The 23,446-nt window shown below is 65.4% G+C and carries 26 protein-coding genes; 12 read left to right on the top strand and 14 right to left on the bottom strand.

The window, feature by feature from the left end; genetic code table 11:
- Positions 1-5 precede the first annotated feature (5 nt).
- Positions 6-1,463, bottom strand: coding sequence for an esterase-like activity of phytase family protein (locus ACZYSP_RS18110; RefSeq protein WP_489015695.1), 1,458 nt, complete (start codon positions 1,461-1,463; stop codon positions 6-8).
- A 79-nt stretch (positions 1,464-1,542) separates the two neighbouring features.
- A complete protein-coding gene (locus tag ACZYSP_RS18105; RefSeq protein ID WP_093057569.1) occupies positions 1,543-2,328 on the bottom strand; it encodes an IclR family transcriptional regulator domain-containing protein in 786 nt (261 codons plus the stop codon).
- Positions 2,329-2,466: 138 nt separating this feature from the next.
- On the opposite strand from ACZYSP_RS18105, the gene ACZYSP_RS18100 reads away from it, so the two are divergent.
- The 4 genes from ACZYSP_RS18100 (at position 2,467) to ACZYSP_RS18085 (ending at position 6,243) form a co-directional block, all read left to right on the top strand.
- A complete protein-coding gene (locus ACZYSP_RS18100) occupies positions 2,467-3,168 on the top strand; it encodes a 3-oxoacid CoA-transferase subunit A (protein WP_093177477.1) in 702 nt (233 codons plus the stop codon).
- Between the two features lie 60 nt (positions 3,169-3,228).
- Entirely contained in the window at positions 3,229-3,870 is a 642-nt protein-coding gene (locus ACZYSP_RS18095) for a 3-oxoacid CoA-transferase subunit B (protein WP_093057571.1), read from the top strand.
- 32 nt (positions 3,871-3,902) lie between these two features.
- On the top strand, positions 3,903-5,108 hold the full coding sequence (gene pcaF / locus ACZYSP_RS18090; RefSeq protein WP_093057572.1) for a 3-oxoadipyl-CoA thiolase: 1,206 nt from the start codon (positions 3,903-3,905) through the stop codon (positions 5,106-5,108).
- A 130-nt stretch (positions 5,109-5,238) separates the two neighbouring features.
- Complete coding sequence (locus ACZYSP_RS18085) at positions 5,239-6,243, top strand: Bug family tripartite tricarboxylate transporter substrate binding protein (RefSeq protein ID WP_489015692.1); 1,005 nt, start codon at positions 5,239-5,241, stop codon at positions 6,241-6,243.
- 16 nt (positions 6,244-6,259) lie between these two features.
- Here the strand turns inward: ACZYSP_RS18085 and ACZYSP_RS18080 are convergent, their stop codons facing one another.
- Positions 6,260-6,697: a ribbon-helix-helix domain-containing protein gene (locus ACZYSP_RS18080; protein ID WP_489015690.1), complete on the bottom strand. Its 438-nt coding sequence runs from the start codon at positions 6,695-6,697 to the stop codon at positions 6,260-6,262.
- Between the two features lie 82 nt (positions 6,698-6,779).
- The gene (locus ACZYSP_RS18075) at positions 6,780-7,358 is read right to left on the bottom strand and encodes a DJ-1/PfpI family protein (RefSeq protein WP_489015688.1); all 579 of its coding nucleotides are present in this window, start codon (positions 7,356-7,358) and stop codon (positions 6,780-6,782) included.
- A gap of 357 nt (positions 7,359-7,715) precedes the next feature.
- On the opposite strand from ACZYSP_RS18075, the gene ACZYSP_RS18070 reads away from it, so the two are divergent.
- The gene (locus tag ACZYSP_RS18070; protein ID WP_093057575.1) at positions 7,716-8,132 is read left to right on the top strand and encodes a hypothetical protein; all 417 of its coding nucleotides are present in this window, start codon (positions 7,716-7,718) and stop codon (positions 8,130-8,132) included.
- 22 nt (positions 8,133-8,154) lie between these two features.
- On the opposite strand, the gene ACZYSP_RS18065 is transcribed toward ACZYSP_RS18070, so the two are convergent.
- Positions 8,155-8,670, bottom strand: coding sequence for a DinB family protein (locus ACZYSP_RS18065; RefSeq protein WP_489015685.1), 516 nt, complete (start codon positions 8,668-8,670; stop codon positions 8,155-8,157).
- 124 nt (positions 8,671-8,794) lie between these two features.
- Between ACZYSP_RS18065 and ACZYSP_RS18060 the strand changes: the two genes are divergently transcribed.
- Complete coding sequence (locus tag ACZYSP_RS18060) at positions 8,795-9,391, top strand: TetR/AcrR family transcriptional regulator (RefSeq protein ID WP_489015683.1); 597 nt, start codon at positions 8,795-8,797, stop codon at positions 9,389-9,391.
- Between the two features lie 4 nt (positions 9,392-9,395).
- Here the strand turns inward: ACZYSP_RS18060 and ACZYSP_RS18055 are convergent, their stop codons facing one another.
- From ACZYSP_RS18055 to ACZYSP_RS18020, 8 genes are all read right to left on the bottom strand, one after another.
- Positions 9,396-9,626, bottom strand: coding sequence for a hypothetical protein (locus ACZYSP_RS18055; RefSeq protein WP_093079631.1), 231 nt, complete (start codon positions 9,624-9,626; stop codon positions 9,396-9,398).
- Positions 9,627-9,766: 140 nt separating this feature from the next.
- Positions 9,767-10,717, bottom strand: a complete 951-nt coding sequence (lhpI, locus tag ACZYSP_RS18050; RefSeq protein WP_489015681.1) for a bifunctional Delta(1)-pyrroline-2-carboxylate/Delta(1)-piperideine-2-carboxylate reductase — start codon at positions 10,715-10,717, stop codon at positions 9,767-9,769.
- Between the two features lie 8 nt (positions 10,718-10,725).
- A complete protein-coding gene (locus ACZYSP_RS18045) occupies positions 10,726-11,586 on the bottom strand; it encodes an alpha/beta hydrolase (RefSeq protein WP_093177493.1) in 861 nt (286 codons plus the stop codon).
- Positions 11,583-12,158, bottom strand: coding sequence for a 3'-5' exonuclease family protein (locus ACZYSP_RS18040; protein WP_093079623.1), 576 nt, complete (start codon positions 12,156-12,158; stop codon positions 11,583-11,585). The genes ACZYSP_RS18045 and ACZYSP_RS18040 overlap by 4 nt, the downstream gene beginning before the upstream one ends.
- A gap of 44 nt (positions 12,159-12,202) precedes the next feature.
- Positions 12,203-13,504 (bottom strand): SMI1/KNR4 family protein, encoded by a 1,302-nt coding sequence (locus tag ACZYSP_RS18035; protein WP_489015679.1) that lies wholly within the window; start codon positions 13,502-13,504, stop codon positions 12,203-12,205.
- 23 nt (positions 13,505-13,527) lie between these two features.
- A complete protein-coding gene (locus ACZYSP_RS18030) occupies positions 13,528-14,388 on the bottom strand; it encodes a 2'-5' RNA ligase family protein (protein ID WP_489015677.1) in 861 nt (286 codons plus the stop codon).
- Between the two features lie 16 nt (positions 14,389-14,404).
- Entirely contained in the window at positions 14,405-16,009 is a 1,605-nt protein-coding gene (rtcR, locus tag ACZYSP_RS18025) for an RNA repair transcriptional activator RtcR (protein ID WP_489015675.1), read from the bottom strand.
- A gap of 107 nt (positions 16,010-16,116) precedes the next feature.
- Positions 16,117-16,551 carry a hypothetical protein gene (locus ACZYSP_RS18020; RefSeq protein ID WP_143062613.1) on the bottom strand — a complete coding sequence of 145 codons (435 nt, stop codon included), beginning with the start codon at positions 16,549-16,551 and terminating at the stop codon, positions 16,117-16,119.
- A 150-nt stretch (positions 16,552-16,701) separates the two neighbouring features.
- On the opposite strand from ACZYSP_RS18020, the gene ACZYSP_RS18015 reads away from it, so the two are divergent.
- From ACZYSP_RS18015 to rtcA, 6 genes are all read left to right on the top strand, one after another.
- Positions 16,702-17,853 (top strand): slipin family protein, encoded by a 1,152-nt coding sequence (locus ACZYSP_RS18015; protein ID WP_093079616.1) that lies wholly within the window; start codon positions 16,702-16,704, stop codon positions 17,851-17,853.
- Between the two features lie 295 nt (positions 17,854-18,148).
- Complete coding sequence (locus tag ACZYSP_RS18010; RefSeq protein ID WP_093079613.1) at positions 18,149-19,372, top strand: RtcB family protein; 1,224 nt, start codon at positions 18,149-18,151, stop codon at positions 19,370-19,372.
- An 81-nt stretch (positions 19,373-19,453) separates the two neighbouring features.
- Positions 19,454-20,095, top strand: a complete 642-nt coding sequence (locus tag ACZYSP_RS18005; RefSeq protein WP_489015672.1) for a zinc-ribbon domain containing protein — start codon at positions 19,454-19,456, stop codon at positions 20,093-20,095.
- 11 nt (positions 20,096-20,106) lie between these two features.
- Positions 20,107-21,060: a ribonuclease Z gene (locus ACZYSP_RS18000; protein ID WP_489015670.1), complete on the top strand. Its 954-nt coding sequence runs from the start codon at positions 20,107-20,109 to the stop codon at positions 21,058-21,060.
- A gap of 29 nt (positions 21,061-21,089) precedes the next feature.
- Entirely contained in the window at positions 21,090-21,938 is an 849-nt protein-coding gene (locus ACZYSP_RS17995) for a nucleotidyltransferase domain-containing protein (RefSeq protein ID WP_489015668.1), read from the top strand.
- Positions 21,931-22,968, top strand: coding sequence for an RNA 3'-terminal phosphate cyclase (gene rtcA, locus ACZYSP_RS17990; RefSeq protein ID WP_489015666.1), 1,038 nt, complete (start codon positions 21,931-21,933; stop codon positions 22,966-22,968). The genes ACZYSP_RS17995 and rtcA overlap by 8 nt, the downstream gene beginning before the upstream one ends.
- Position 22,969: 1 nt before the next feature.
- On the opposite strand, the gene ACZYSP_RS17985 is transcribed toward rtcA, so the two are convergent.
- Positions 22,970-23,419, bottom strand: a complete 450-nt coding sequence (locus tag ACZYSP_RS17985) for a MarR family winged helix-turn-helix transcriptional regulator (RefSeq protein ID WP_093057588.1) — start codon at positions 23,417-23,419, stop codon at positions 22,970-22,972.
- Positions 23,420-23,446: the final 27 nt, after the last annotated feature.

Below are 23,446 nucleotides of genomic sequence, written 5' to 3'. Positions count from 1 at the left end.
TCTCCTTACGTCTTCGACGCGACGCGCTTGAACAGCGCTTGGTCAAAGCGGATCGTGATGACTTCCGTGTCGTCCGGCTTGCCGGGAACGCGACCGTCTTCCGTCGGGAAGTTGGTGTCGATCGCAACGGCCAGGGTGTTGTCGTCCACCACCTCGACGCTCTCGACCGAATCGAAGGGCATGCTGAACTTGCCAGCCACCACGCTGGCCAGCGGACCGCCGATGTCCGTCGGGTCGGAGATGTTCAGCAAGTCGACGAGCAGCGTCTTCTTCAGCACACCGTCGGCATCCTTCACGTCGAGGTCGACCATGTACAGGCGCTTGACCACTGCCTTCGAGCCGTACAGGCTGTCGCGCTCGATCAGAACGAACTTGTTGCCGCCCACGTTGGTCATGTCGCCGATCACGATCTGGTTGTCCTTGGCGGGACCGTCCTTCTTGTAGACCGGGTTCTTGCCGGTGTAGAGCATCGAGGCGGGGTCGAACTCGAAGAAGTTCAGGTAGCGCTCGTCGTCTGCCACCGGCCGCAACGAGGCCAGCGCGGGCGCTGCTTCGGGCACCGCGTAGAGGCGGCTGCTGTCGCCGTTGAAGGCCAGGCTCTCGAAGCCCCGGCTCGAGAGCGAGGTTGCGGTGGCGCCGTCGTTCATCACCAGCGGGTTGGACGGGCTGCGCAGGAACGGATGTGGCACCGGGTCGCCCATCAGCGTGCCGTTCTTGTCGAAGTGCAGGATGTAGGGGCCGAACTCCTCGCCCACGAACCAGGTGCCGTCCTTGGCGCGGGCGATCGACTCGACGTCGAGGTCGAAGCCTGTCAGCAGCCGGCCGCTGACGATGCGCGCATCCACCGGCTTGCCGCTGTCGACCAGGTTGTTGCCGGACACCGTCTGGTAGTTGGCGTAGTCGGCGGTGATCTTCAGGTCGACGCCCTTGCCGTCCTTCAGGAAGCCGTTGGCGTCGTTGAAATTGACGTGGCTGTTCACCTTGATGGTGCCGGGCACCGTCGTGCCGTTGGCCGCGGTGCGGAAGTCGATGTTGACGTTGTAGAAGCCGACCACGAAGTCGCCGGAGTTGCCCTTGCTGCCGTAGCCGTTGTCGGGCATGGCGGTCCAGGTGCCGTCATCGTTCTTCAGCAGTGCCGAGAAGCCCGGGAGCGGCTGTCCGTCGACGAAGGGTGGCGTCACGCCGAGCGCGGCGGTGATGAACTGGCCGGTGGTCGGGCCGGGCCAGCGAAACGTGTCGGCCAGGGAAGCCCAGCCGGTCAGCTTGTGGGGCAATCCTGCCGAGTCGTCTTGTGGCGGCTGGGGAGCAGGTGCTGGCGCGGGAGGCGGAGCGGGCGTTGCCGCTACCGGGAGAAAGGCAACACCGCCGCCGTCACTGCCGCCGCACGCGGCGAGAACAGCAGAGGAAACGACTGCCAGCATCAGGTGAAGCGGCAAGTTGGACGAGGCGAAGCGAACGGACATGAATGGACCCTCCCATGGTTTTTAGTGCGAAGCGCAATCTAAAAAGCCGGTGTGACGTGTCCATGAATACCCATTCGGGTCAGAGCATGCGCGAGATCCGCTCCGCCGCCTCGCGCAGCGCCGGCAACATCGTCTCCTGCATTGCCTTCGCGCTGGTGCGGTTCGCTTGTCCGCTGATGTTGAGTGCGGCCACCATGCGCCCTTGCCGATCGACGATAGGTGCGGCTACCGAGATCAGGCCTTCTTCGAGTTCCTGGTTCACCAGGCACCACTGCTGCTTGCGTGCCTGCGCCACCTTGGCCATGAGCGCGTCGATGTCGGTCACCGTGTGCTTCGTCAGCGCCTCGATGTTCGAGGCTTCGAGTCGCGCGCGCGCCTCGTCGTCATCGAGGTCCGCCAGCAGCAGCCGGCCCAGCGATGTGCAGTAGGCCGGCAGGCGAGAGCCCACACCCAGGTTGATGTGCATGATCTTCTTCGTCGGCACGCGCAGCACGTAGACGATGTCCGTCGCGTCGAGCACGGCGGCCGAGCACGACTCCTGCACCTGCTGCACCAGCGCTTCCATCACCGGCTCGGCGCGGTTCCAGATCGGCATGGACGAGAGGTACGCAAACCCCAGGTCGAGGATGCGCGGCGTGAGCGTGAAGAGCTTGCCGTCGGTCACCACATAGCCCAGCGTCTGCAGCGTGAGCAGGATGCGGCGTGCCCCCGCGCGCGTCAGCCCGCTGCCGGCGGCCACCTCGCTGAGCGTCTGGTGCGGCGCATTGGCGCTGAACGAGCGGATCACCTGCAGCCCCCGCGCAAAAGACTGCACGTAGCTGTCGCCGGGTGCGGGTGTATCGGGTTGTGTGGGGTGGGTTGCCATGGTGCGCGATCCTCTCTAAAATTCATTATACGAACAAATGTTCTTTAGACGAACAAATCGGCGGTTCGCAGAATCGGTCGGCGTGTTCAGGCGGTTCGCTTCCTCGCTTTCTTTTCTTCACTCCCGGAGACAGGCTTCATGATCAACAAGATCGCGCGCTCGGTCGCCGATGCCTTGGCAGGCATCCCAGACGGCGCCACGGTTCTCATCGGCGGCTTCGGCACAGCCGGCATTCCCAACGAACTCATCGAGGGCCTCGTCGAACAGGGCGCCAAGGACCTCACCGTCGTCAACAACAACGCGGGCAACGGAGAGACCGGCCTCGCGGCGCTGCTGAAGGCCGGCCGCGTTCGCAAGATCATCTGCAGCTTCCCGCGCCAGGCCGACAGCCAGGTGTTCGACGGGCTCTACCGCAGCGGCAAGCTCGAGCTCGAACTCGTGCCCCAGGGCAATCTCGCCGAGCGCATCCGTGCGGCGGGCGCAGGCATCGGCGCCTTCTTCTGCCCGACCGGCTACGGCACGCAACTGGCCGGCAACCGCGAGACCCGCGAGATCGACGGCAAGCAGTACGTGCTCGAGTACCCCATCCACGGCGACGTGGCGCTCATCAAGGCCGAGCGCGGCGACCGCTGGGGCAACCTGGTCTACCGCAAGGCCGCACGCAACTTCGGCCCAGTGATGGCGATGGCCTCGAAGAAGACGGTGGCCACCGTGCACGACATCGCAGAACTCGGCACCCTCGACCCCGAAACCATCGTCACCCCGGGCATCTTCGTGCACCAGGTGGTGCGCATCGAACGCGTCGCCACGCAGGCCGGCGGCTTCAAGAAGGCAGCTTGAGCTGCCGGGCCGCCCCAAAGCGAAAACCGTAGCGCGAAAGCGCGGAGGAATCTAATTCTCATGACTTACCAACGTCGCACCAAGGACCAATTGGCCGCCCGCGTGGCGCAGGACATCTTCGACGGCGCCGTCGTCAACCTCGGCATCGGCCAGCCCACGCTGGTGGCCAACCACCTGCCCAAGGGCCGCGAGGTCATCCTGCAGAGCGAAAACGGTATCCTCGGCATGGGCCCCGCGCCTGAAGCCGGCGAAGAAGACTACGACCTCATCAACGCCGGCAAGCAGCCCGTCACGCTGCTGCCGGGCGGCTCGTTCTTCCACCACTCCGACAGCTTCGCGATGATGCGCGGCGGCCATCTCGACATCTGCGTGCTCGGCGCGTTCCAGGTGTCGGCCACCGGCGACCTCGCCAACTGGCACACCGGCGAGAAAGACGCCATTCCCGCCGTCGGCGGCGCAATGGACCTCGCCATCGGCGCCAAGCAGACGTGGGTCATGATGGATCTGCTGACCAAGCAGGGCGTGAGCAAGCTGGTGAAGGAATGCACCTATCCGCTGACCGGCATCGCCTGCGTCAAGCGCGTGTACTCCGACCTCGCCACGCTCGAATGCACGCCGCAGGGCCTGAAGCTCGTCGACCTCGTCGACGGCCTCAGCCGCGAAGAACTCGAAAAGCTCGTCGGACTTCCGATCGCAGCCTGATCCTTTTTCAAGCAATCAAAGAGAGACAGCTCATGACCAACCAAGCCTTCATCTGCGACGCCGTTCGCACTCCCTTCGGCCGCTACGGCGGTTCGCTCAGCAGCGTGCGCACCGACGACCTGGGCGCCGTGCCCCTCAAGGCGCTGATGGAACGCAACAAGAACGTCGACTGGCAGGCCGTGAGCGACGTGCTCTATGGCTGCGCCAACCAGGCTGGCGAAGACAACCGCAACGTCGCGCGCATGTCGGCGCTGCTGGCGGGCCTGCCGCTCGAAATCGGCGGCGGCACCATCAACCGGCTGTGCGGCTCGGGCCTCGATGCCGTGGGCACCGCAGCCCGCGCCATTCGCGCAGGCGAAGCCGGTTTGATGATCGCCGGCGGCGTGGAAAGCATGAGCCGCGCCCCCTTCGTCATGCCCAAGGCCGAGAGCGCCTTCAGCCGCAACAACGCCGTGTACGACACCACCATCGGCTGGCGCTTCGTCAACAAGCTCATGAAGGCACAGTACGGCGTCGACTCCATGCCCGAGACGGCCGAGAACGTGGCCACCGACTACAAGATCGAGCGCGAGGCACAAGACCTGATGGCCCTGAACTCGCAGCTGCGCGCCGTGGCCTCGCAGAAGTCGGGCTTCTTCGACGCCGAGATCGTGCCCGTGAGCGTGCCGCAGAAGAAGGGCGACGCGATCATCGTCAACAAGGACGAGCATCCGCGCGAGACCAGCCTCGAATCGCTCGCCAAGCTCAAGGGCGTTGTGCGCCCCGACGGCACCGTGACGGCCGGCAATGCCAGCGGCGTGAACGACGGTGCCTGCGCGCTGCTGCTGGCTGATGAAGCCAGTGCCGCGAAGCACGGCCTCACGCCGCGCGCCCGCGTGGTCGGCATGGCCACCGCCGGCGTCGCGCCGCGCGTGATGGGCATCGGCCCCGCGCCCGCCACGCAGAAGGTGCTGGCGCTCACCGGCCTCACCATCGACCAGATCGACGTCATCGAACTGAACGAAGCCTTTGCCGCGCAAGGCCTTGCCGTGCTGCGCCTGCTGGGCCTGAAGGACGACGACGCCCGCGTCAACATCAACGGCGGCGCCATTGCGCTGGGCCATCCGCTCGGCGCCAGCGGTGCGCGCCTGGCCACCACCGCAGTCAACCAGCTGCACAAGGGCGGCGGCCGCTACGCGCTGTGCACGATGTGCATCGGCGTGGGCCAGGGCATCGCGGTGATTCTCGAACGCGTCTGACCGCGCCACGAAGACACGACGACAAAAAGATAACCAGAGAAGCAAGAAGACAAGGCCATCGGAAGCCGCAGGCATAGCGGCCCGATGGCATTTTTTTAACCCAAGAGGACAGAGAGAAATGGATCAGAGGATGAAGAACCACACGTCGAAGACAACGCGCCGCAGCGCCGGCCTGGCCGCGCTTGCGCTGGCAACCGCAGCCCTGCTGCCTGCAACGGCACCGGCGCAGCAGGCTTTTCCCAGCAAGCCCGTGCGCATCATCACGCCGTTTCCCGTGGGCGGCGGCCCCGACGGCGTGGCGCGCCTGGTGGCCGACAAGCTCTCGCGCGCCTGGGGTCAGCCGGTGGTGGTCGAGAACCGCCCGGGTGGCAACGGCTTCATCGCCATCGACGCCTTCAAGCGCGGCGCCAAGGACGGCCACGACATCATCGTGCTCGACAACGTGCGCCTGGCCGCGTACCCCGCGCTGTTCAAGAAGCTGCCCTACGACTCGGCCAAGGACTTCGACGCGCTGCTGCCGCTGTTCAAGACCTACTTCTTCTTCACCGTTGCCACCAACAGCAAGTACAAGACCGTGGGCGACCTGATCGCCGACGCCAAGGCCAACCCCGGCAAGCTCGACTACGGTTCGTGGTCGGTCGGCAACCCGGTGCACCTGGGCTCCGAGCTCTTCGAGTCGGCCACCGGCACGCAGATGGAACACGTGATCTACAAGGAGACTACGCAGCTGTACACGTCCGTGGCAACCGGTGAGCTGGCATTTGCTTTGGGCAGCAGCGCCACCGCCGGCCCGCTGCAGCGCGCGAACAAGCTGCGCTTCCTGGCGGCTGCCGCGCCGCAACGCGTGGCCGCCTTCCCCGACGTGCCGACGGTGTCCGAGTCAGGTGGTCCGAAGGGCTTCGAGGTCATCGGCTGGAATGCGATCGCGGTGCCCAAGGGCCTGCCCGCATCGGTCACAGAGAAGATCAAGCGCGACATCGAGAAGGGCCTGGCCGAACCCGACGTGCTGGAGAAGTTCAAGAGCTTCGGCTATGAGCCCTTCCCGACCACGCGGCCGCAGTTCGACGAGTTCGTGGCGAGCGAGACGAAGCGGTTCACCGACGTGATCCGCAAGGCGAACGTTTCGCTGGACTGACGAGGCAGGGCGCGGCCTACGCGTGCCGCCGCGCCGCCACGTGCAGCGTGCGCACGCGGGCCGGCGTCTGCACATCCGCAGCAGGCCGTTGTTCGGGCAGGGGGCTGCCCCAGCCCTGCGGTAGTTCGTGCAGCACGGCCTTCGCATCGAGCGAGCGGATCGCCACCGTGTTGTCGGCCGGAATGCGTCCCTGCGCCAGCAGCGCTTCGTAGCGCAAGGCGCTCACCCGCAGGAACGACGCGAAGTTACCGACCTCGCCGCGCGCAGCCACCAGCTCGTCGTAGAGCCGCTCGATGAGCTGCACCACGACCATGCCGTCGCGTTGCGCAATTTCTTCGAGCACCTGCCAGAACAGGTTCTCGAGCCGGATGCTGGTGACGACGCCGTGCAGCCGCACCGAGCGCGTGCGCGCGTCGTAGCTCTGTGGGTCTGCACTGATGAAGACCTCGCACATGGGCCGTCTCCTTGAGGGGCGTGGGGTGGTTAGGCGACGCACGCACTGTAGCGCCGCCCATCTGCCGAAGCGAGCCGGCGGCTCAGTGTTCGATGCGCGTGCCCAGCACCATCAGGAACTGCGAGAGCCATGCCGGGTGCGCCGGCCATGCAGGCGCGGTGACCAGGTTGCGATCGGTCACGGCCTGATCGACCGGAATGCCCATGTACTCGGCGCCCGCCAGTTCCACCTCGACCTGGCAGGCCGGGTAGGCCGACACCTTGCGGCCCTTCAGCAGGCCCGTGGCCGCGAGCAACTGCGCGCCGTGGCACACCGCCGCCAGCGGCTTGTCGGTGGCCAGGAAGTGCCTCGCGATCTCGACCACGCGGCTGTGCATGCGCAGGTACTCGGGCGCGCGGCCACCGGGAATGACGAGGGCGTCGTAAGCCTCGGGGCGAACGTCGGCGAAGCTGGCGTTCAGCGTGAAGCGGTGGCCCGGTTTCTCGCTGTAGGTCTGTGCGCCCTCGAAGTCGTGGATGGCGGTGTGAATCCAGTCGCCGGCCTTCTTGTCCGGCGCCACGGCATGCACCGTGTGGCCCACGGCGAGCAGCGTCTGGAAGGGCACCATGGTTTCGTAGTCTTCGGCGTAGTCGCCGCAGAGCATCAGGATCTTGCGAGCCATCTCTTGTCTCCTTCGAATGAGGTTGGAATGCGGCTTGGCGCCGGGGCGCCTGCCGTCGCCGCATTATTCGAAGGGGGAGTGCCCAGCGGGTAGCAGCCGGCTGTGACTCCGCTGCACCGGCCTCAGATGAGCGTCGCGCGCACGCCGCGCGCCATCGCGGGCGCGCCTGGTTGAGGGAAGGCGCTGGTGCAGTTAACAGAAGTTCGCAAAGATTGCAGGGCGTGCCAAAGAGCTGTGCCGCGCCACAGGGTCGTCATTGACCTGCCTTTTCGCCTGAATAGTCTCGCTCAGGGTTTTCCCGCATCTCCGGGCCGACCTCATCCGGACAGACAGACAACTTACAGAAAAGGCCGAATCATGAAGACCACCCAACTCGCCCTCGCTGCTGCGCTCACCGTGCTTGCAGTCGCTTCCGCCAATGCCCAGCAACGCACTCGCGAAGCCGTCGAAGCCGAAGCCATCGCCGCCGCTCATGCGCCGGACCAGAACGTCACGCGCGGCTCGCGCGGTGCCGATCCGTTCAAGTCCGTGGCCGATCCCGAAGCCGTGTACAAGCAAGCCGTTGAAACCGCCAGCGCGCCCAACCAGAACGTGACGCGCGGCTCGCGTGGCGCCGATCCCTTCACGTCCAGCCGCGACCCGGCTCAGGTTTATCAGGAAGCCATGGCCACCGCCGCGGCGCCCGACCAGAACGTGACCGGCGGCTCGCGCGTCAACAGCCGGGTCATCTCGACCATGCAGAACCCCGTGCTGCAGTCGGCACAGGGCAAGTAAGCAAGCTCCGAAAGCGCCGCAGCTACGCACTGCTCCGCGCGCGGCGCGCGGGCTCGGCCTGATGCAGATAGCCGGTGAATGTGTCGGGCGGCGACGAGCCCGTGAGCCGGGTCAGGATGCGGCCGACTTCGCCCCGGTGATAGCCCGCATGGGTCGCCACGTGGGCCAGCATCTCCTCGCGCGACATCCGCCCCGGGGCTCCGTCGGTGAACGTGAACTCGATGCTTTCCTCGAGCTCCCGCGGGTTCAGGCGCGCGACGTAGTCGACGTACCAGCGATCGGTTTCCTTCACTGACTCGGCCAACGCTTGCAGCAGCGGCGGCTCTTGCGCACCCGTCGCGGTGTAGGCATGCGTCATGCTCTGGACATTCGCGACGAAGATGCGGTCGACGATGCAGGCGTGGTTGAAGACGCGAAGCGCCATGCGGTATTCGTCGGGCGGGCCTTGCCTGGCCAGGTCGGCCAAACCCGCGAGCAGCCCCTCGTCGGCCCAGGCCTTGTACTGGAACAGCGAAGTCAGAAGCGTCTGCGTACTCATCACAATCTCCCTTTGAAGCATGAAATGCACGCCTCGCGTTTCATCGGATGGCCGCCAGCGTGCGGTCCTATTCTTGAGTGGAGCCTCGAACTTGGGTACTCGCATTCCCCCGCCGCGCAGGACCATGCGCAAAGCGCCGCGCCAGCAGCGTTCGCGCGTCACGGTGGACGTGATCGTCGAAGCCGCAACTCGCGTTCTGGCGCGCCGCGGATGGGCGCGGTTCACAACCAACGAGATTGCGGCCGTCGCGGGCGTGAGCGTCGGCTCGCTCTACCAGTACTTTCCGAACAAGCTGGCGATTGCCGAAGCGATCCGCCAGCGTCATCTCGACGAGGTGCTCGTGGCGTTGTCCGGCGCCGGGGACGACAACGAGGCCATCCCGCTCGACCAGCGGGCGGCGCGGTTTGCCGACGGTGTCATTGCCGCCCATTCGGTCGACGAGGCGCTGCACCGGGTTCTGCTCGACGAGGTGCCGCTCGTGGCGCGGTCGAGCTATGCGGAGTTCGAGGCGCAATACCAGCGACGCTATCGGGCGCTGATCGCCGCGAGCGCGAGCGGTGCCGCTGGTGATGACGAGACGGCCGCCCGCGTGCTCTCATCCGCCGTCGAAGGGGTCGTCCACGCGGCGGCGCATCGTGGCGACCTGGGCTTGCCCGCGCTCAGAAGCGAACTTGTCAGGTTGATCCTTGCCTACCTGCGCGACCGCCAGCAGGCAGCGTGAACGCTCAGGCGTAGGCCTTGGTCGAGCGCAATTGCAGCAAGGCCAGCATGCGCGCTTCCTCCGCATCCCGCAGGCTCTTGGCGGCCCGGCTGGCGGAGTACGACACGTAGAGCGTGTCGATCGCTTTCTCCCAGCACTGGGCCGTCTGGTAGATGCTGTCGGCACTTCCCGGCTTGGCCGGCACGGCGTATCCGGCCTTGCGAAGGATGTTGGCTTTGTGGTCGGTGCTGAGCATGACGTGGTCCCCCCAGTCGATGGTGTGAGGACCACGATATCCGCGATGCAGCATGTGCGCTATTGGCCACACGACGTATCTAGATGTAGGAAAAACCCGTCCTCAAGGGGCTTTGGCGGCCAGAAAATAGGCCATAAGGCTTAGTTCCCGTCTCTCGATTGCCACACAAGGGTGGCGGCAGTCAGGTCTTCCAGGGCACTGCCGACGGCCTTGAACACGGTACGTTCTCCGGCGGCCGAGCGACCCGGATGCTCCGCGCGGCACAGCGTGGCCAGCGTGCCCCGGACCTCTTCCGCACGCAGCGTGCCGGCGGCCATCGCGTCGAGCAGATCGCCGGATTTCTGCAGCGCCTCTTCCGTGTCCACGAAGGTTTGTGCGCCTGCAAAGCACTGCACGTCGGCCTCGCGCATCGCGGGTGTGAAGCTGCCGATCAGGTCCAGGTGTGAGCCCGGCGCCAGCCATTCGCCGCGCACCAGCGGCGCGGTGGCCAGCGTGGCGCAGCTCACGATGTCGGCCTGGCGCACGGCTGCTTCCAGGTCGGTGGTTGCCCGCGCGTTCCAGCCCTCGGCACGCCACCGCGCGGCCAGCGCTTCGGCGCCTTCGGCCCGGTGGTTCCACACCCACAGTTCGTCTATGGGCCGCACGCTCGCGTGCGCGGCCGGCAGCATGCGAGCGATGCGGCCGGTGCCCAGCACCAGCAGCCGATGCGCGTCCTGCCGTGCCAGAAACGAGGCCCCAAGTGCCGACGCCGCGGCCGTGCGGCGTGCGGTGATCTCATTGCCGTCCATCATCGCCAGCGGCACGCCGGTGTGCGCGTCGTACAGCACATAGGTCGCATGCAGCCCGGGCAGGCCGCGCGCGCTGTTGCCGGGAAAGATGTTGATGGTCTTGATGCCCAGGAAACCCGCGTCGCTCCACGCCGGCATGATGAGCACGGTGCCTTTGCTGCTGCCGTCGCTTCCCGCGGTCTCGATGCCGTGCACGTGGCGCGGCGGAACCTGGGCCCCGGCCGCGAAGGCCGCGTGCAGCGCGGGCACCAGCCGCTCGAAGCTCAGCGGTGCGCGGGTGGCGGCTTCGTCGAAATGCTTCATGGCTGTCGTCATTGCTGCAGCGGATGCTGCGCGGACTCGAAGAACGCGGTCAGCGCCTTGCGGTAGGCGGTGCCGTACCGCAGGGCCGTCATCGGTTCGAGGTGACTGGCGCCCGGCACCTCGATCAGCCGCTTGGGCTCGCGCGCATCGGCCAGCAGGCGCCTCGAATGCGTGGGCGAAATCACCTGGTCGGCCGTGCCATGGATCAGCAGCAGCGGAATGGGCGACACGGCCGCCACGTACTTCGACGCCGCGTACTCGTCGCTCACCAGCATGCCCGCACCCCACAGCTTGTCGTTGGCAATCGATGAGTAGGAATAGAAAGTCGACTCGATGGCCGCCGCCCTCACGCCCGCCCGGTTACCCGCACCGACCACCGCAATGGCATTGGTGCCGCCCAGGCTCTGCCCGAAGACGAACAGCCGCTGCGCATCGACATCGCTGCGCGAGCGCACGTAGTTCAGCGCGGCGTTGGAATCCTCGAACACGCCCTTGGGCTCCGGCTTGCCTTCGGACTGGCCGTAGCCGCGGTAGTCGAACACGAACACGTTGTAGTCCTGCTTCGGCAGCCAGGCCGCGAAGCGCCAGTGCGTGCTCATGTTCTGCGCGTTTCCATGGAAGTGCACCACCGTGCCCTTGGCTTCCTTCGGGTTCCGGCGGTTCTCCGCGGGCAGGAACCAGCCGCTCAGGCGCGTGCCGTCTGCGCTGGTGAATTGCACGCTCTCGTAGCGCAGGCCCAGAACGTCGGGCGTTTCATAGGCCACGCTGTCGGGGTAGTAGAACATCGACTGCACGCAGCCCGTCAGCATGAGCGGCAGCGCGCACAGCGCCAGCTTCTTGCACCACCGGCGGACAGCGCTGTTCGTCATGTCTGCTTGCTGCCTGCGGTGGCCGCGCGGTTCTCCGCGAGCATGTTGCAGAAGAGGGCACCTTGCTCGATGGCGTCGTCCAGCGCGACGTGCGTGTGCGGCAGCTTGTCGAACCAGCGGCGCGGCATGGCGCGCTTGGTGCTGTCACGGTAGTCGAGCCTGAGCATCGCCATGGCGAACGACTTGACGTCGAGCGCCGAGTGGCTGAACGGACTCTCGCCCGCAAAGCGCATCAGGTACCAGTAGACAAAAAGAAAGTCGAAGCCCGCCGGGTAGGCGACGAACACCGGCCGCGCGGGCAGGCCCTTGAGCCAGCTCACGTAGTTCTTCATCGCGTGAGCCGGGTCCTGCAGATCGGTGCGGCATGCGGCCCAGGCCTCGGGCTGGGTCTTCCACCAGGCAGCGGTCTTGGGGTCGGCCTCGGCGCCGGGCAGGGTGTGCAGGTTGGCGCTGAAGGTGGAGACGAGTTGCTTGTCGGCCGTGTAGGCGGCCGAGCCGAAGCTGAGCATCGAGTTCGGGCCCGGGATGGGGCCGTCGGATTCGACGTCTGTGCTTATGTAGATTTCTGACATGGGGGTTGGAGTCTTTCTTGGCTGCAGATGTGCTGCATGCCTTTTCAGTTCGGGGCGGTGGAGAGCCAGCGCTTCCACCACGGATGTTTTGCCGATGCGATTGCCGATGGAGCATCAGGCTCGGACGCATCCGGCGACAGGAATATCTTGCAAGCCTTTGCGCGATTCCTGAGGCTTTCGACGGTGCTTGCAGGTGCCCATTCCGACGGCTCGCTTTCGAGCTGGTCGAGTGCCCAACGGAGTTCGGACTCCGCTTCGTCCAATATGGAGTCACCAGTAACTGCGCCCTGTATAGCGGCCAGCAGTTGCTGCGGGCTGCCTTTGTCGAACCAGAATGCGCATGCGGCGATGTACGAAAAAATCGCGGCCTTCATGCCGACGTCGCCAGGGCTGGTGGTCTTTGTTGACGACAGGTGCCGTGCCAGGTCGTGCTGTACGTTGAGCATGCCGTCCACCATTTCGTCGCATCCAACTGGTAATTCGAAGTGCTGCTGCAGCAGTTGTGCCCACAGCACCTCATCCAACCGATCCTGCAGCGCGAACTCCGTGCCGAAGCCGATGGCCGAGGCGTAAGCCTCGAGGTTGGGATAAAGGGCCTGGGCGCAGAAGATCGCAAACGCCGCGGCCTTTGGGTTCGAGAGATTTGAGAGCCTGGGAGAGAAGGCCTTGGATAAGCGGGCCCGTGCTTGCGACTCGGAGACTTGCTGGATGTTCTGCTCGACCCAGTGCAAGTACCAGTCGTTGAAACCCATGGGGGTTCCGTCCTTGTTCAGGAAGGGCTCGATGCCGCCGTAGTCCGCGCGCAGGTCGCGCCAGACGGTGCCTGCCAGCGGGCCGCTGACGACCAGCCAATTGCGCAAGGCGCATCCTTCATGACAGATGGGGATGGCTCCGTCGGTGATGCTTGTTGCGTAGTAGTCGCTTTCAAGCCGTTTGTCCCAGGCTTCATGCAACCGGTCTTGTTCGTCGACGGGCATATCTTCTGGCGGATCGGGTTGTTGACTCCAGAAGTCATCAGGGAGGTTCCATGCGCTGCGCAAGGGGAACGGTTTCGACAAGTCTCCGACGAGCTTGTAGCCGTCGTCCCAACTGGAGAGGTCGTGACTCTGGTCCTGCATGCCGAGAGGAAACACGCCATACGCCGGGCCTGCACCGCCATTCCCGATCTCGGTGATGAACCTGCGGTACTCATCGGGAAACCTGCACTGGTGCTTTGCCTCCACCTGCGCGACCTCTTCTTCGGAAAGCGGCGGATTCAGGTCGTACCAGTGCGCTTTCGCCGCGAAGCAACTGCAGTCCAGGTCGAGCCGCTTGAGCGTTTGAAGGTGGGACAGGATATCGGTCACGACGGGCTCATTCCTCTTGCTTGTTATTCGATTCCGAGAATCGATGGAACCGAGCGTTGAAGTTCCTCGACCAGTTCGGGGTCCATGTATTTGTATTCATCGGGAATGTCGAGCACATGGATCGGCTTGCCTTCCAGCATCCGCGTGAACTCGGCCACCAGCCGCGACTTGTGCTTTTCTTCCATCACGAGGATCACGTCGGCCCATTCGATGTCGTCGACGGACACCTTGTGCCGCGCGTTCGGGCTCGTGCCGGCGGAGCGTGCGGAAATCAGCGGGTGCCGGCGCCAGAGTTGTTCCGCGGTCGGGCTGCGCCACTGGTTGCGGCTGCAGATGAAGAGGACGTTGCGCATGAATCGGGTGGAGGCTTGGGGCAGCTGGAAGACATGCATGTCTTGCCAGCGCCCGGACGAGTTTTCTATCAGCGTGACTTCGGCGCACGTCGCATGCACGGCGCCAGATGCGAGGAGGCGAATCTGCAGTTCGGCGGCTGCCGCATCCGCGTCGAGCGCGTTGCCGTGCGCCACCGTCAGATGCGGAATGACGCCTTGGTGTTCGCCGCCGTACGGCGGGAAATCGGGGAAGGCTTCCACGAGCGCCATCGTCATTTCGATGAAGGGCGCGGCCGGTTCCGGTGCGAGGTGGGTGGTTTCGGGGAAGCGTCCGACCTTGGCCAGGGAAAAGTCGAACGACGGCGTCTTGTTCAGAACCTGCTGCGCACGCTCCAGCACTTCGGGTGTGATCAGTGCAGGGTCCATGAAAGGCACGAGCACCGTGATGTGCGCCGGCACGTCGAGTGCGACAGTCGCGTCGTAGCGGCAGCGCAGGTCCCCGACAAGAGCCTCGGCAGCGGGAACTTTCACGGCGAATGCGGAGATGGCCATCGCGGCGGAGGATAGCTCAGGCGTTGGCGATCTGGCCCCAGTCGAGCCCGTGCTTGACGAGGTACTTGCGCAGCCTGTCTGCATCGTTCACCACGCTGCGTTGCGCGCGCGAGGCCTGGAAGAGCTGGCGGCCCGCATCGGACAGGCTGCGCGATTGCCGGCAGACGCGCACCACCGCTTCGAGCTGCAGGCGGTCGAACAGGTCGAGCGCTGCTGCGCGCTCTTCGCCGAGTAGCGCATCGAGATCGACGTCGCCGCCCGCGGCTGCCGACGGCCCCTGGTGCTTCCACAGCCACCGTAGCCGCGCAATCTCCGCCTCTACCAGCGCCACCGGAATCCGTCCGCCATCGGCCAGCGTCGCCAGCCGCGTCACGCTCGCCGACAGGTCGCGGAAGTTGCCGCTCCAGATCGCCTCGCCGCTCTGCGCAAAACGCAGGTAGGCCGCGCGTGCCTCGGCGTTGAAGCGCACCACGCGATGGTTCTCCGTTGCGTGAATGGCCAGCAGGTGATCGACGTTGGGCTCGATGTCCTCGGGGCGCTGCGCGAGGCCCGGCAGGTCGTAGGTCCAGAGGTTGATCCGTGCGAACAGGTCTTCGCGGAATCGGCCTTCAGCTACGTCGCTGCGCAGGTCGCGGTTGGTGCCGGCGATGAGCTGGAAGTCGCTCTCCACTTCCTTGTCGGCGCCCACCGGGAAGAAGCGCTTCTCCTCGATCGCCTTCAACAGCATGGCTTGCTCGTCGAGCCCGAGCTCGCCGATCTCGTCGAGGAAGAGGGCGCCCTGGTGCGCAGTGCGCAGCAGGCCCGCACGATCACTTGCCGCTCCGGTGAAGGAGCCCTTCTTGTGCCCGAACAGCGTGGACGCCGCCCCGTCCCCGCGCAGCGTCGCGCAGTTCACTTCCACGAATGGCCCCGTCATCTGGTGCCGTGCCTGCTTCAGCTCGAACATGCGCCGCGCCAGGAACGACTTGCCAGCGCCCGTCGGCCCGATCAGCAGGATCGGCGCGCGCGATCGCACGGCCACGCGTTCGATTTCGTCGATCAGCGCATTGAAGCGTGCGTTGCGCGTGGCGATGCCGCTCTTCAGGAACGCGACCGCATCGCGCTGCTCTGCATCGAAGCGCCGCGCGATCACGTCGTAGCGCGACAGGTCGAGGTCGATCAGCGTGCACTTGCCGGCCTCGCCTTCGCGCTGCTTCCTGGGCGGCGAAGTCTGTGCCAGCACGCCGGGCACCACGCGCGATTCCGACAGCAGAAACATGCAGATCTGTGCAACGTGCGTGCCGGTGGTGATGTGCGTCCAGTACTGCTCGCGCTCGGTGTCGAAGCTGTAGCTGCGCGCCCAGTCGTACAGGCGCGTGTAGACCTCGCCGAAATCCCACGGGTCCGCAAGGTCGAGCGGCACGAGGTTGACGGTGGTCTCGGGGGACACGGTGGCGATGTCGGCCTTCACCACTTCCGCCAGCGCCTTGTGCCGCAGCGTGTAGAGCAACTCCATGCGCGAGACGACCATGTCCTCGTGCTGCGCGAGCGAGACGGTGGGGCGCCACTTGTTCCAGCGGCCCGCGCCTTGGCCGGCATCGAGCTGGGTGCCGAGGAAGCCGATGACGACGATTGGCTTCATAGATATAAAACTAGCTGAGTTTATAAATGAATGTGAATTCTATCTAGCTTGATATTGCGAGCAATGGCGCTGAGAAAAGAATTTCTCCTTTCATATCAACGACTTGTTCAACGCCGGCCCGCAACGGTGCCAAGCTGGCACGCTGGCTGCAATAGATCACCCGTCAGGATGCAGTTCAACCGCTCGCAGGTGCCGCATGAAAGCGGCCCGGTGCAGCAAGCCAGGTCTGTCCTTGGGTTTGCCGTATGCCGCAGCTGAACTGGCTGGCAACTGGGCTTGTTCCAGTTCTGCTCATGGTTGAGCACCGTGTTGACCACATGGCGTTGCGGGTTCGATTCCCGCGAAAAACCCGGCGGTGCTTGCACCGCCATCTGATGGGGGCGAAAGCCCCTCCGCCCCGGCACACCGGAGCGATGGCGCAGGGCATGCAAATGCCTTGCGGCGCGCGACACCGTGCCAAGCGCAGGCGGCTTGCGCACCGCGTGTGTGGCAAGGAACTGCGTGCAGCCATCGACGGCGAGGGAAGTGACGGCGTTGCACATGCGACGACGGGAGGCACCTACCGAACCGCGCGACCGCTGCACGTCAGGCCTTGGCTACCGCAGTGCCCGCCGCCTGCCCTTTCGAGGGCCTGGATTGAGTGACTGAACGAAACGAATAACCGAACTGAACAACGCGTGGGAGTAGAAAAAATGCTGGGTTTCAACCGAATCACGATCAAGAAGAACGAACGCGCGCTGCTGCTGCGCAATGGCGATTTCGAGCAACTGCTCGGCGCGGGCAAGCACTGGGTGTTCTCGCGTTTCGACCGCATCGAACTGGAGCGCTTCGCGCTCGCCCAGCCGGCGTTCGAGCACGAGCTGGCCGATTACTTCCTGGCGCGCGAGCCCGAACTGGTCGAGCGTGAGTTTGTGCACGTGTCGCTTGGTGAGGCCGAAGTTGGCCTGCGCATGGAAGACGGCGTGCTGGTGCAGATCCTGCCGCCTGCCACGCGCAAGCTGTACTGGCGCGGTCTGCGTCAGCAGCGCGTCGACGTGATCGACGTGGCCGACGATGCGCGTCTGCCGGCTGAACTGGTTTCGAAGCTGCAGAGCGTGGCCCTGCGTCCGCGTGCGGTGGCTGGCCTCGACGGTGTGTTGCTGGTCCAGGTGCCCGAGTTCCATGTCGGCGTGTTGACGCTGCAGGGCCAGATGCAGGAGCTGCTGCCGCCGGGTAACCACGGTTTCTGGCGCTTCAACCGTCAAGTGGCCGTGTCCTGTGTGGACCTGCGTGCGCAGATTGCCGAAGTGAGCGGCCAGGAAATCCTGACCCGCGACAAAGTGGGCCTGCGCTTGAACATGTCGGCGGTCTGGCGCTTCGCCGATGTGCGGCAGGCAATGGCGCAGATGCCGAAGCCTGCCGAACATGTGTACCGCGAGCTGCAGTTCGGGCTGCGTGCAGCCGTCGGCGAGCAGACGCTCGACGCATTGCTGGAGAACAAGGCGGCCATCGACCAGACGGTGCTGGCGCAGGTGCGTGAGCGGCTGGAAGGTACCGGCATTGTGCTGGAGAGCGTAGGCGTGAAGGACATCATCCTGCCCGGCGAGATGAAGACCATCCTCGCCCAGGTGGTGGAGGCCGAGAAGTCGGCCCAGGCCAACGTGATCCGTCGCCGTGAGGAAACCGCGGCCACGCGCTCGCTGCTGAACACCGCCAAGGTGATGGAGGGCAACCCCGTCGCGTTGCGAATGAAGGAACTCGAAACGCTGGAACGGGTGGCCGAGCGGATCGACAAGATCTCCGTGATCGGCGGCTTGGACCAGGTGCTCAACGGGCTGGTGACGCTTCGGCCGAGCGGTTCCTGAGCGATAGGCAGAGAGAGATACGGGCACGCAGGCACAGAAGGGAGCGCCACTGCCAAAAATGTTGATATTGCCGGCAGCCTGGGTAAGACCAGGTACGGCGGGAAAGTCGGTTGACGAGCAAGGTTGAGGATGCAGGTGCTGGCTCCGATGACGGGTCTGTCACTGGCGCGCGTTTCCAATCGTCGACTGGGCCATCGGACTCAAGAGCCATGGTCGCCGTATTGATGCGGATTCGAATCCCGCCGTGTCCACCAGTTGGTCGTAAAGAATAGATAGACAGACAGAAAGAAAAGAAATGGAACAGAACTACAACCTCCACGAAGTCGAAAACGGCGTGCCCGTGAAGATGTGGACCCGCGGCGTGCCCGTGGAAGCCGAAGCGCAGAAGCAGCTCGAGAACGCCGCGCGCCTGCCTATCGTGTTCAAGCACATCGCGGCCATGCCCGACGTGCACTACGGCATCGGTGCGACCGTGGGTTCGGTGATCCCGACCTTCAAGGCCATCATCCCGGCCGCGGTGGGCGTGGACATCGGCTGCGGAATGATGGCGTGCAAGACCACGCTGCATGCCAACGACCTGCCCGACAACCTGGGACCGCTGCGCGGCGCGATCGAGAAGGCCGTGCCGCACGGCTCGAACCCCAAGCGCATGGGCCGCGATAAAGGCTCGTGGGAAACGCCACCGAACGAAACCGACGTGGCGTGGGGTGCGCTGAAGGACGAGTTCGACGCGATCTGCGAAGACTACCCGCGCCTGAAGAACACCAACAACCACAAGCACCTGGGAACGCTGGGTACGGGCAACCACTTCATCGAGGTGTGCCTGGATGAAGCGGGTTCCGTGTGGTTCATGCTGCACTCGGGTTCGCGCGGCGTGGGTAACGCCATCGGTACGCACTTCATCGAGCTTGCCAAGAAAGACGCCGAGCTGCACCAGCGCAACCTGCCCGATCAGGACCTGGCGTACTTCGAGGAAGGTGCCCAGTATTTCGGCGACTACGTGCGTGCAGTGGGCTGGGCCCAGAAGTTCGCGCGTGCGAACCGCGAAGTGATGATGCAGCGCGTGGTCGCGGCCGTGCGCAAGGTCATCACCAAGCCCTTCGAGGCGCACGTGGAAGCGGTGAACTGCCACCACAACTACGTGAGCCGCGAAACGCACTTCGGTGAAGACGTGCTCATCACCCGCAAGGGCGCGGTGAGCGCAAAGGCCGGTGAGCTAGGGATCATCCCCGGCAGCATGGGCGCCAAGAGCTTCATCGTGCGCGGAAAGGGCAACCCCGAGAGCTTCATGAGCTGCAGCCACGGCGCCGGTCGAAAGATGAGCCGTACCAAGGCCAAGAAGCTCTACACGGTGGCCGACCAGATCGCCGCGACCGAAGGCGTGGAATGCCGAAAAGACGCCGACGTGATCGACGAGATTCCGATGGCCTACAAGGACATCGACGCGGTGATGGATGCGCAGAAAGACCTGGTGGAGGTGGTCTACACGCTCAAGCAGGTCGTTTGCGTGAAAGGTTGAACGCGATGCTGTAGGAGGGGAAAGGGTCCGCGACAAGCGGGCCCGCCTTCGTAGCGTCGCATTACGAAGGTTCGAAGAAAAATGAAGAGCAACAAACAACGCCGCGCCGAGATCAAGGCGCATCGCCTCAATCGCGCTGTCGCACAGGCTGCACGCCTGCGCGCGCAGGATGTCCGACCGCTGCGGCCCGACGACGAATACTCGCCTGGACGAGAGCTGGCGGATCGGCTCGTTTTGCAGCTGCATAACAACACGTATGGAATGCTGCCTGCCTTCTACGTAGCGCGCCCTTTCACCTGCCGCGATTGCGGTGCCGAAGAGGTGTGGACCGCCAAGCAACAGAAGTGGTGGTACGAGGTAGTGCACGGCGCCATCGATAGCCGGGCGGTGCGTTGCCTTGCATGCCGCCGCGCGCGTCGCCAGTGCTTGCGGAACACCGGGCCGGGCGCGAACCTTCTGCGCGAGCAGACGGATCGCCTGCGTGCGTTGGGCGCAACGAAGCCGAATGCGCAAGCCGAAGCCGAAATCGAAGCCGCACTGCAAAGCAAGTGGTGGAGCCTGCGTGTCGTAGCGATTCAGACGCTCGGTCGTTGGGGAGGCGCGGAGAATCTCGCAAGGCTCCATGCGTTCATGGCGGCCCGTCCGGAAGGCGGACGCCGATACTTTGGTTGGGAGCGGGTCGCTGCAGACGCCGCGAGAAGCGCACTGATGTACAGGGAGTGATCGACGTGATGATGAAACTGACTTTCCTGGGGACCTCTTCAGGCACCCCCACGCGCCACCGCAACGTCTCCGGACTCGCCGTGCAGACGGTGCTCAACGCCGACTGGTTCCTGATCGACTGCGGCGAGGGCACGCAGCATCGCGTGCTGCAAACGCCGCTGTCTCTGAACGACCTGGTCGCCGTCTGCATCACGCATGTGCACGGCGACCATTGCTACGGCCTGCCGGGCCTGCTCGCGAGCGCGGGCATGGGCAAGCGCACGAAGCCGCTGAAGCTGATCGCACCGCTGCCGGTGTGGGAGTGGTTCGAAGCCACGCGCGCACTGACCGACCTGCATCTGCCCTACGAGGTCGAGCACGTGGATCTCGAAGACCAGCCGCTGGTATACGAGGCGCCCGGCGTGCGCATCGACCGCCATGTGCTGCGGCACCGGGTGCCCAGCCACGCCTACCGCGTGCAGGTCGAGACTCGCCGCTCGCGGCTAAAGGCCGATGCGCTGCGTGCCATCGGCCTGCCGCCGGGCCCTGCATGGCGCGCGCTGCAGACCGGCGAAGACGTGCCCTTCAACGGCGAGGTACTTCGCAGTGCCGACTACGCGGACACGCAGGTGGACACGGCAATCGCGGTGCTGGGCGGCGACAACGCCGAGCCCGCGCTGCTGCGCGATGCCTGCAAGGGCGCGCAACTGCTGGTGCACGAAGCCACCTTCACGCAGGACGCGCTCGACAAGGTCGGCCCCGGGCCGATGCACAGTTCCGCGCGCCTATTGGCCGAGTTTGCGCAAACCGTCGAAGTGCCGAACCTGATCCTCACGCATTTCAGCGCGCGCCACCAGAACGAAGAGGGTATGACGGCGCTGATGGCCGAGACGCAGGCGCACTACAGCGGCAATGCGTTCCTGGCCAATGACCTGGACGTGTACGAGCTCGACAGTGCCGGCAAGGTGACAGTCACGCGGGCCTGACGAGAGAAAAGAAGAAAGAAGAATCGAAGATGAGCACCGAAGAAGAATTCCTGCGCTCCGCCCACCCGATCGAGCCCGCCATGCGCGCGCAGATCATGGAGGCCCTGCGCGACATCGAAGCGAAGCACGACGTGACCGTGCTCTTCGCCTGCGAATCCGGCAGTCGCGGCTGGGGCTTTGCCTCGCCCGACAGCGACTACGACGTGCGCTTCATCTACGTCAACCGCCTGCCGTGGTACCTCACGGTGACGCCGCGCCGCGACGTGATCGAGGTGCCGATCAGCGGCGACATCGACATCAACGGCTGGGACCTGCGCAAGGCACTAGGCCTGATGCGCGAGTCGAACCCGACGCTGCTCGAATGGCTGCGCTCGCCCATCGTGTACCGCGACGACGCGGTGGCGATGCCGCGTTTCCGCGCGCTGTCGGAGGCGGTGTTTTCCAACGCGCGCGGCTGGCATCACTACAGCTCGATGGCGAAGAAGAATTTCCGCGAGCACCTGCAGGCCGACGAGGTGCGCTACAAGAAATACCTCTACGTGCTGCGCCCGCTGCTGGCCGCGCGCTGGATCCGCTCGCAACCCGGCGTGCCGCCGATGCGCTTCGCCGATCTGGCGCAGCGCACGCTCGACCCAGTGCGCGACGCCGCACTGATCGACGAGATCAACGCGCTGCTCGAAGTGAAGATGCGCGCGGGCGAAGCCGCGACCAGCCCGCGCTGGCCCGGCATCCATGCGTTCATCGAATCCGAGCTGGCAGCCAATGCGGCGGAGCCGGTGACGCCGCTGCCGCAGGCCGAAGAGGCAGGTCTCGATGCATTCCTGTACGAGACGGTGCTGCGCTTCGAGAAGGCAAAGACGGAGGCCGCGCATGATTGAACTCGACGGTTCGCAAGGCGAGGGCGGCGGCCAGATCCTGCGCACCAGCCTCGCGCTGTCGGTGGTCACGGGCCAGCCGCTGACTATCGAGAAGATCCGCGCGGGCCGCGCCAAGCCGGGGCTGATGCGCCAGCACCTTGCGTGCGTGAACGCGGTTGCCGAAATCAGTGGCGCGCAGGTTGAAGGCGCGGAGCTGGGTTCGCAGTCGCTGCGCTTCCAGCCCGGCCCGGTGCGCGCGGGCGAGTACCGCTTCGCGATTGCCAGCGCGGGCAGCTGCATGCTGGTGCTGCAGACGGTGCTGCCACCGCTGCTGCTTGCTGGCGCGACGAGCCGTGTGCATCTGAGCGGCGGTACGCACAACCCGATGGCGCCGCCGTTCCACTTCCTGGAGCGCGCCTTTGCAGCGCTGGTGCGCCGCCTGGGCGCGGACCTGCAACTGACGCTGCGCCGCTGCGGCTTCTATCCGGCTGGTGGCGGCGAGGTCGAAGCGACCATCGTGCCGGCGGCCGGCGCGCTGCAGCCATTCGATCTGATGGCGCGCGGCGCGCACCAGTCGAACTACGCCGAATGCCTGGCGCCCGGCCTGCCGCGCCATGTGCCGACGCGTGAGCTCGACACGCTGGGCGGCGCGATGGGTTGGTCTGGCGAGCAGCTGCGCTTCGGCACGGTGCGCCAGAACGAAGGCCCCGGCAATGCGCTGATGGCCACGCTGGCGTACGAGCACGTCACCGAGGTCTTCACGGCCTTCGGCGAGAAGTCGCTGAGCGCCGAGCAGGTGGCGCACTGTCTGGTGAAGGAGCTGCGCGCGTTCCAGAAGAGCGAGGCCGCGGTCGGCCCGCACCTTGCGGATCAGCTGGCGTTGCTGCTGGCGCTCGCGGCGTGGCAGAGCAAGAAGGCCTGCGCCTTTACCTGCAGCGAGGTGACGGAGCACACGCGCACCAACTGCGCGGTGATCGAGCGCTTCCTGCCGGTGCGATTCGCGATCACCGAGAGCCGTCAGGCTTCGACTGTGCAGGTCTCGCCGGCCTAGCTCAGGCCAGCGGCGTTGCGTTGGCGTACAGGCGCAGCAGCATCGCGCGCAGCGTCTTCACTTCCGCCGCGCTGAAGTCCGAGGTGGCCACCGCCTCGTAGTGCTGCGCGAGCGGAATCAGCTCGCAGGTCAGCGCGAGGCCGCGCTCGGTGAGCGCGATGCGCACCGCGCGCTTGTCGGTGTCGCACTTCTCGCGCGCCACCAGTTCATTCGCCGCCAGCCGGTCGACGATGCGCGACAGCGCCGACAGATCGGTCGACGCGTGCGTGGCCAGTTCAGACAGTGTCTGCCGCGGCGTGTGCTGCAGCGACGCACACACGCGCCATTCGCTGAGGCTGAGTCCGTAGGGCTTCAATGCCTTCGCAAAGGCATTGCCCATGCGCGCGCCGGCGCGTGCCAGCAGGAAGGGAATCGCCTTCTCGAGGTCGTGATCTTGGGGCAGGGTTTTCATCTAGACATGCTTGAACAATCAAGTATA

This window comes from Variovorax sp. F042, from assembly GCF_057814215.1.
This window is presented reverse-complemented; position numbering and strand designations above follow the sequence as displayed.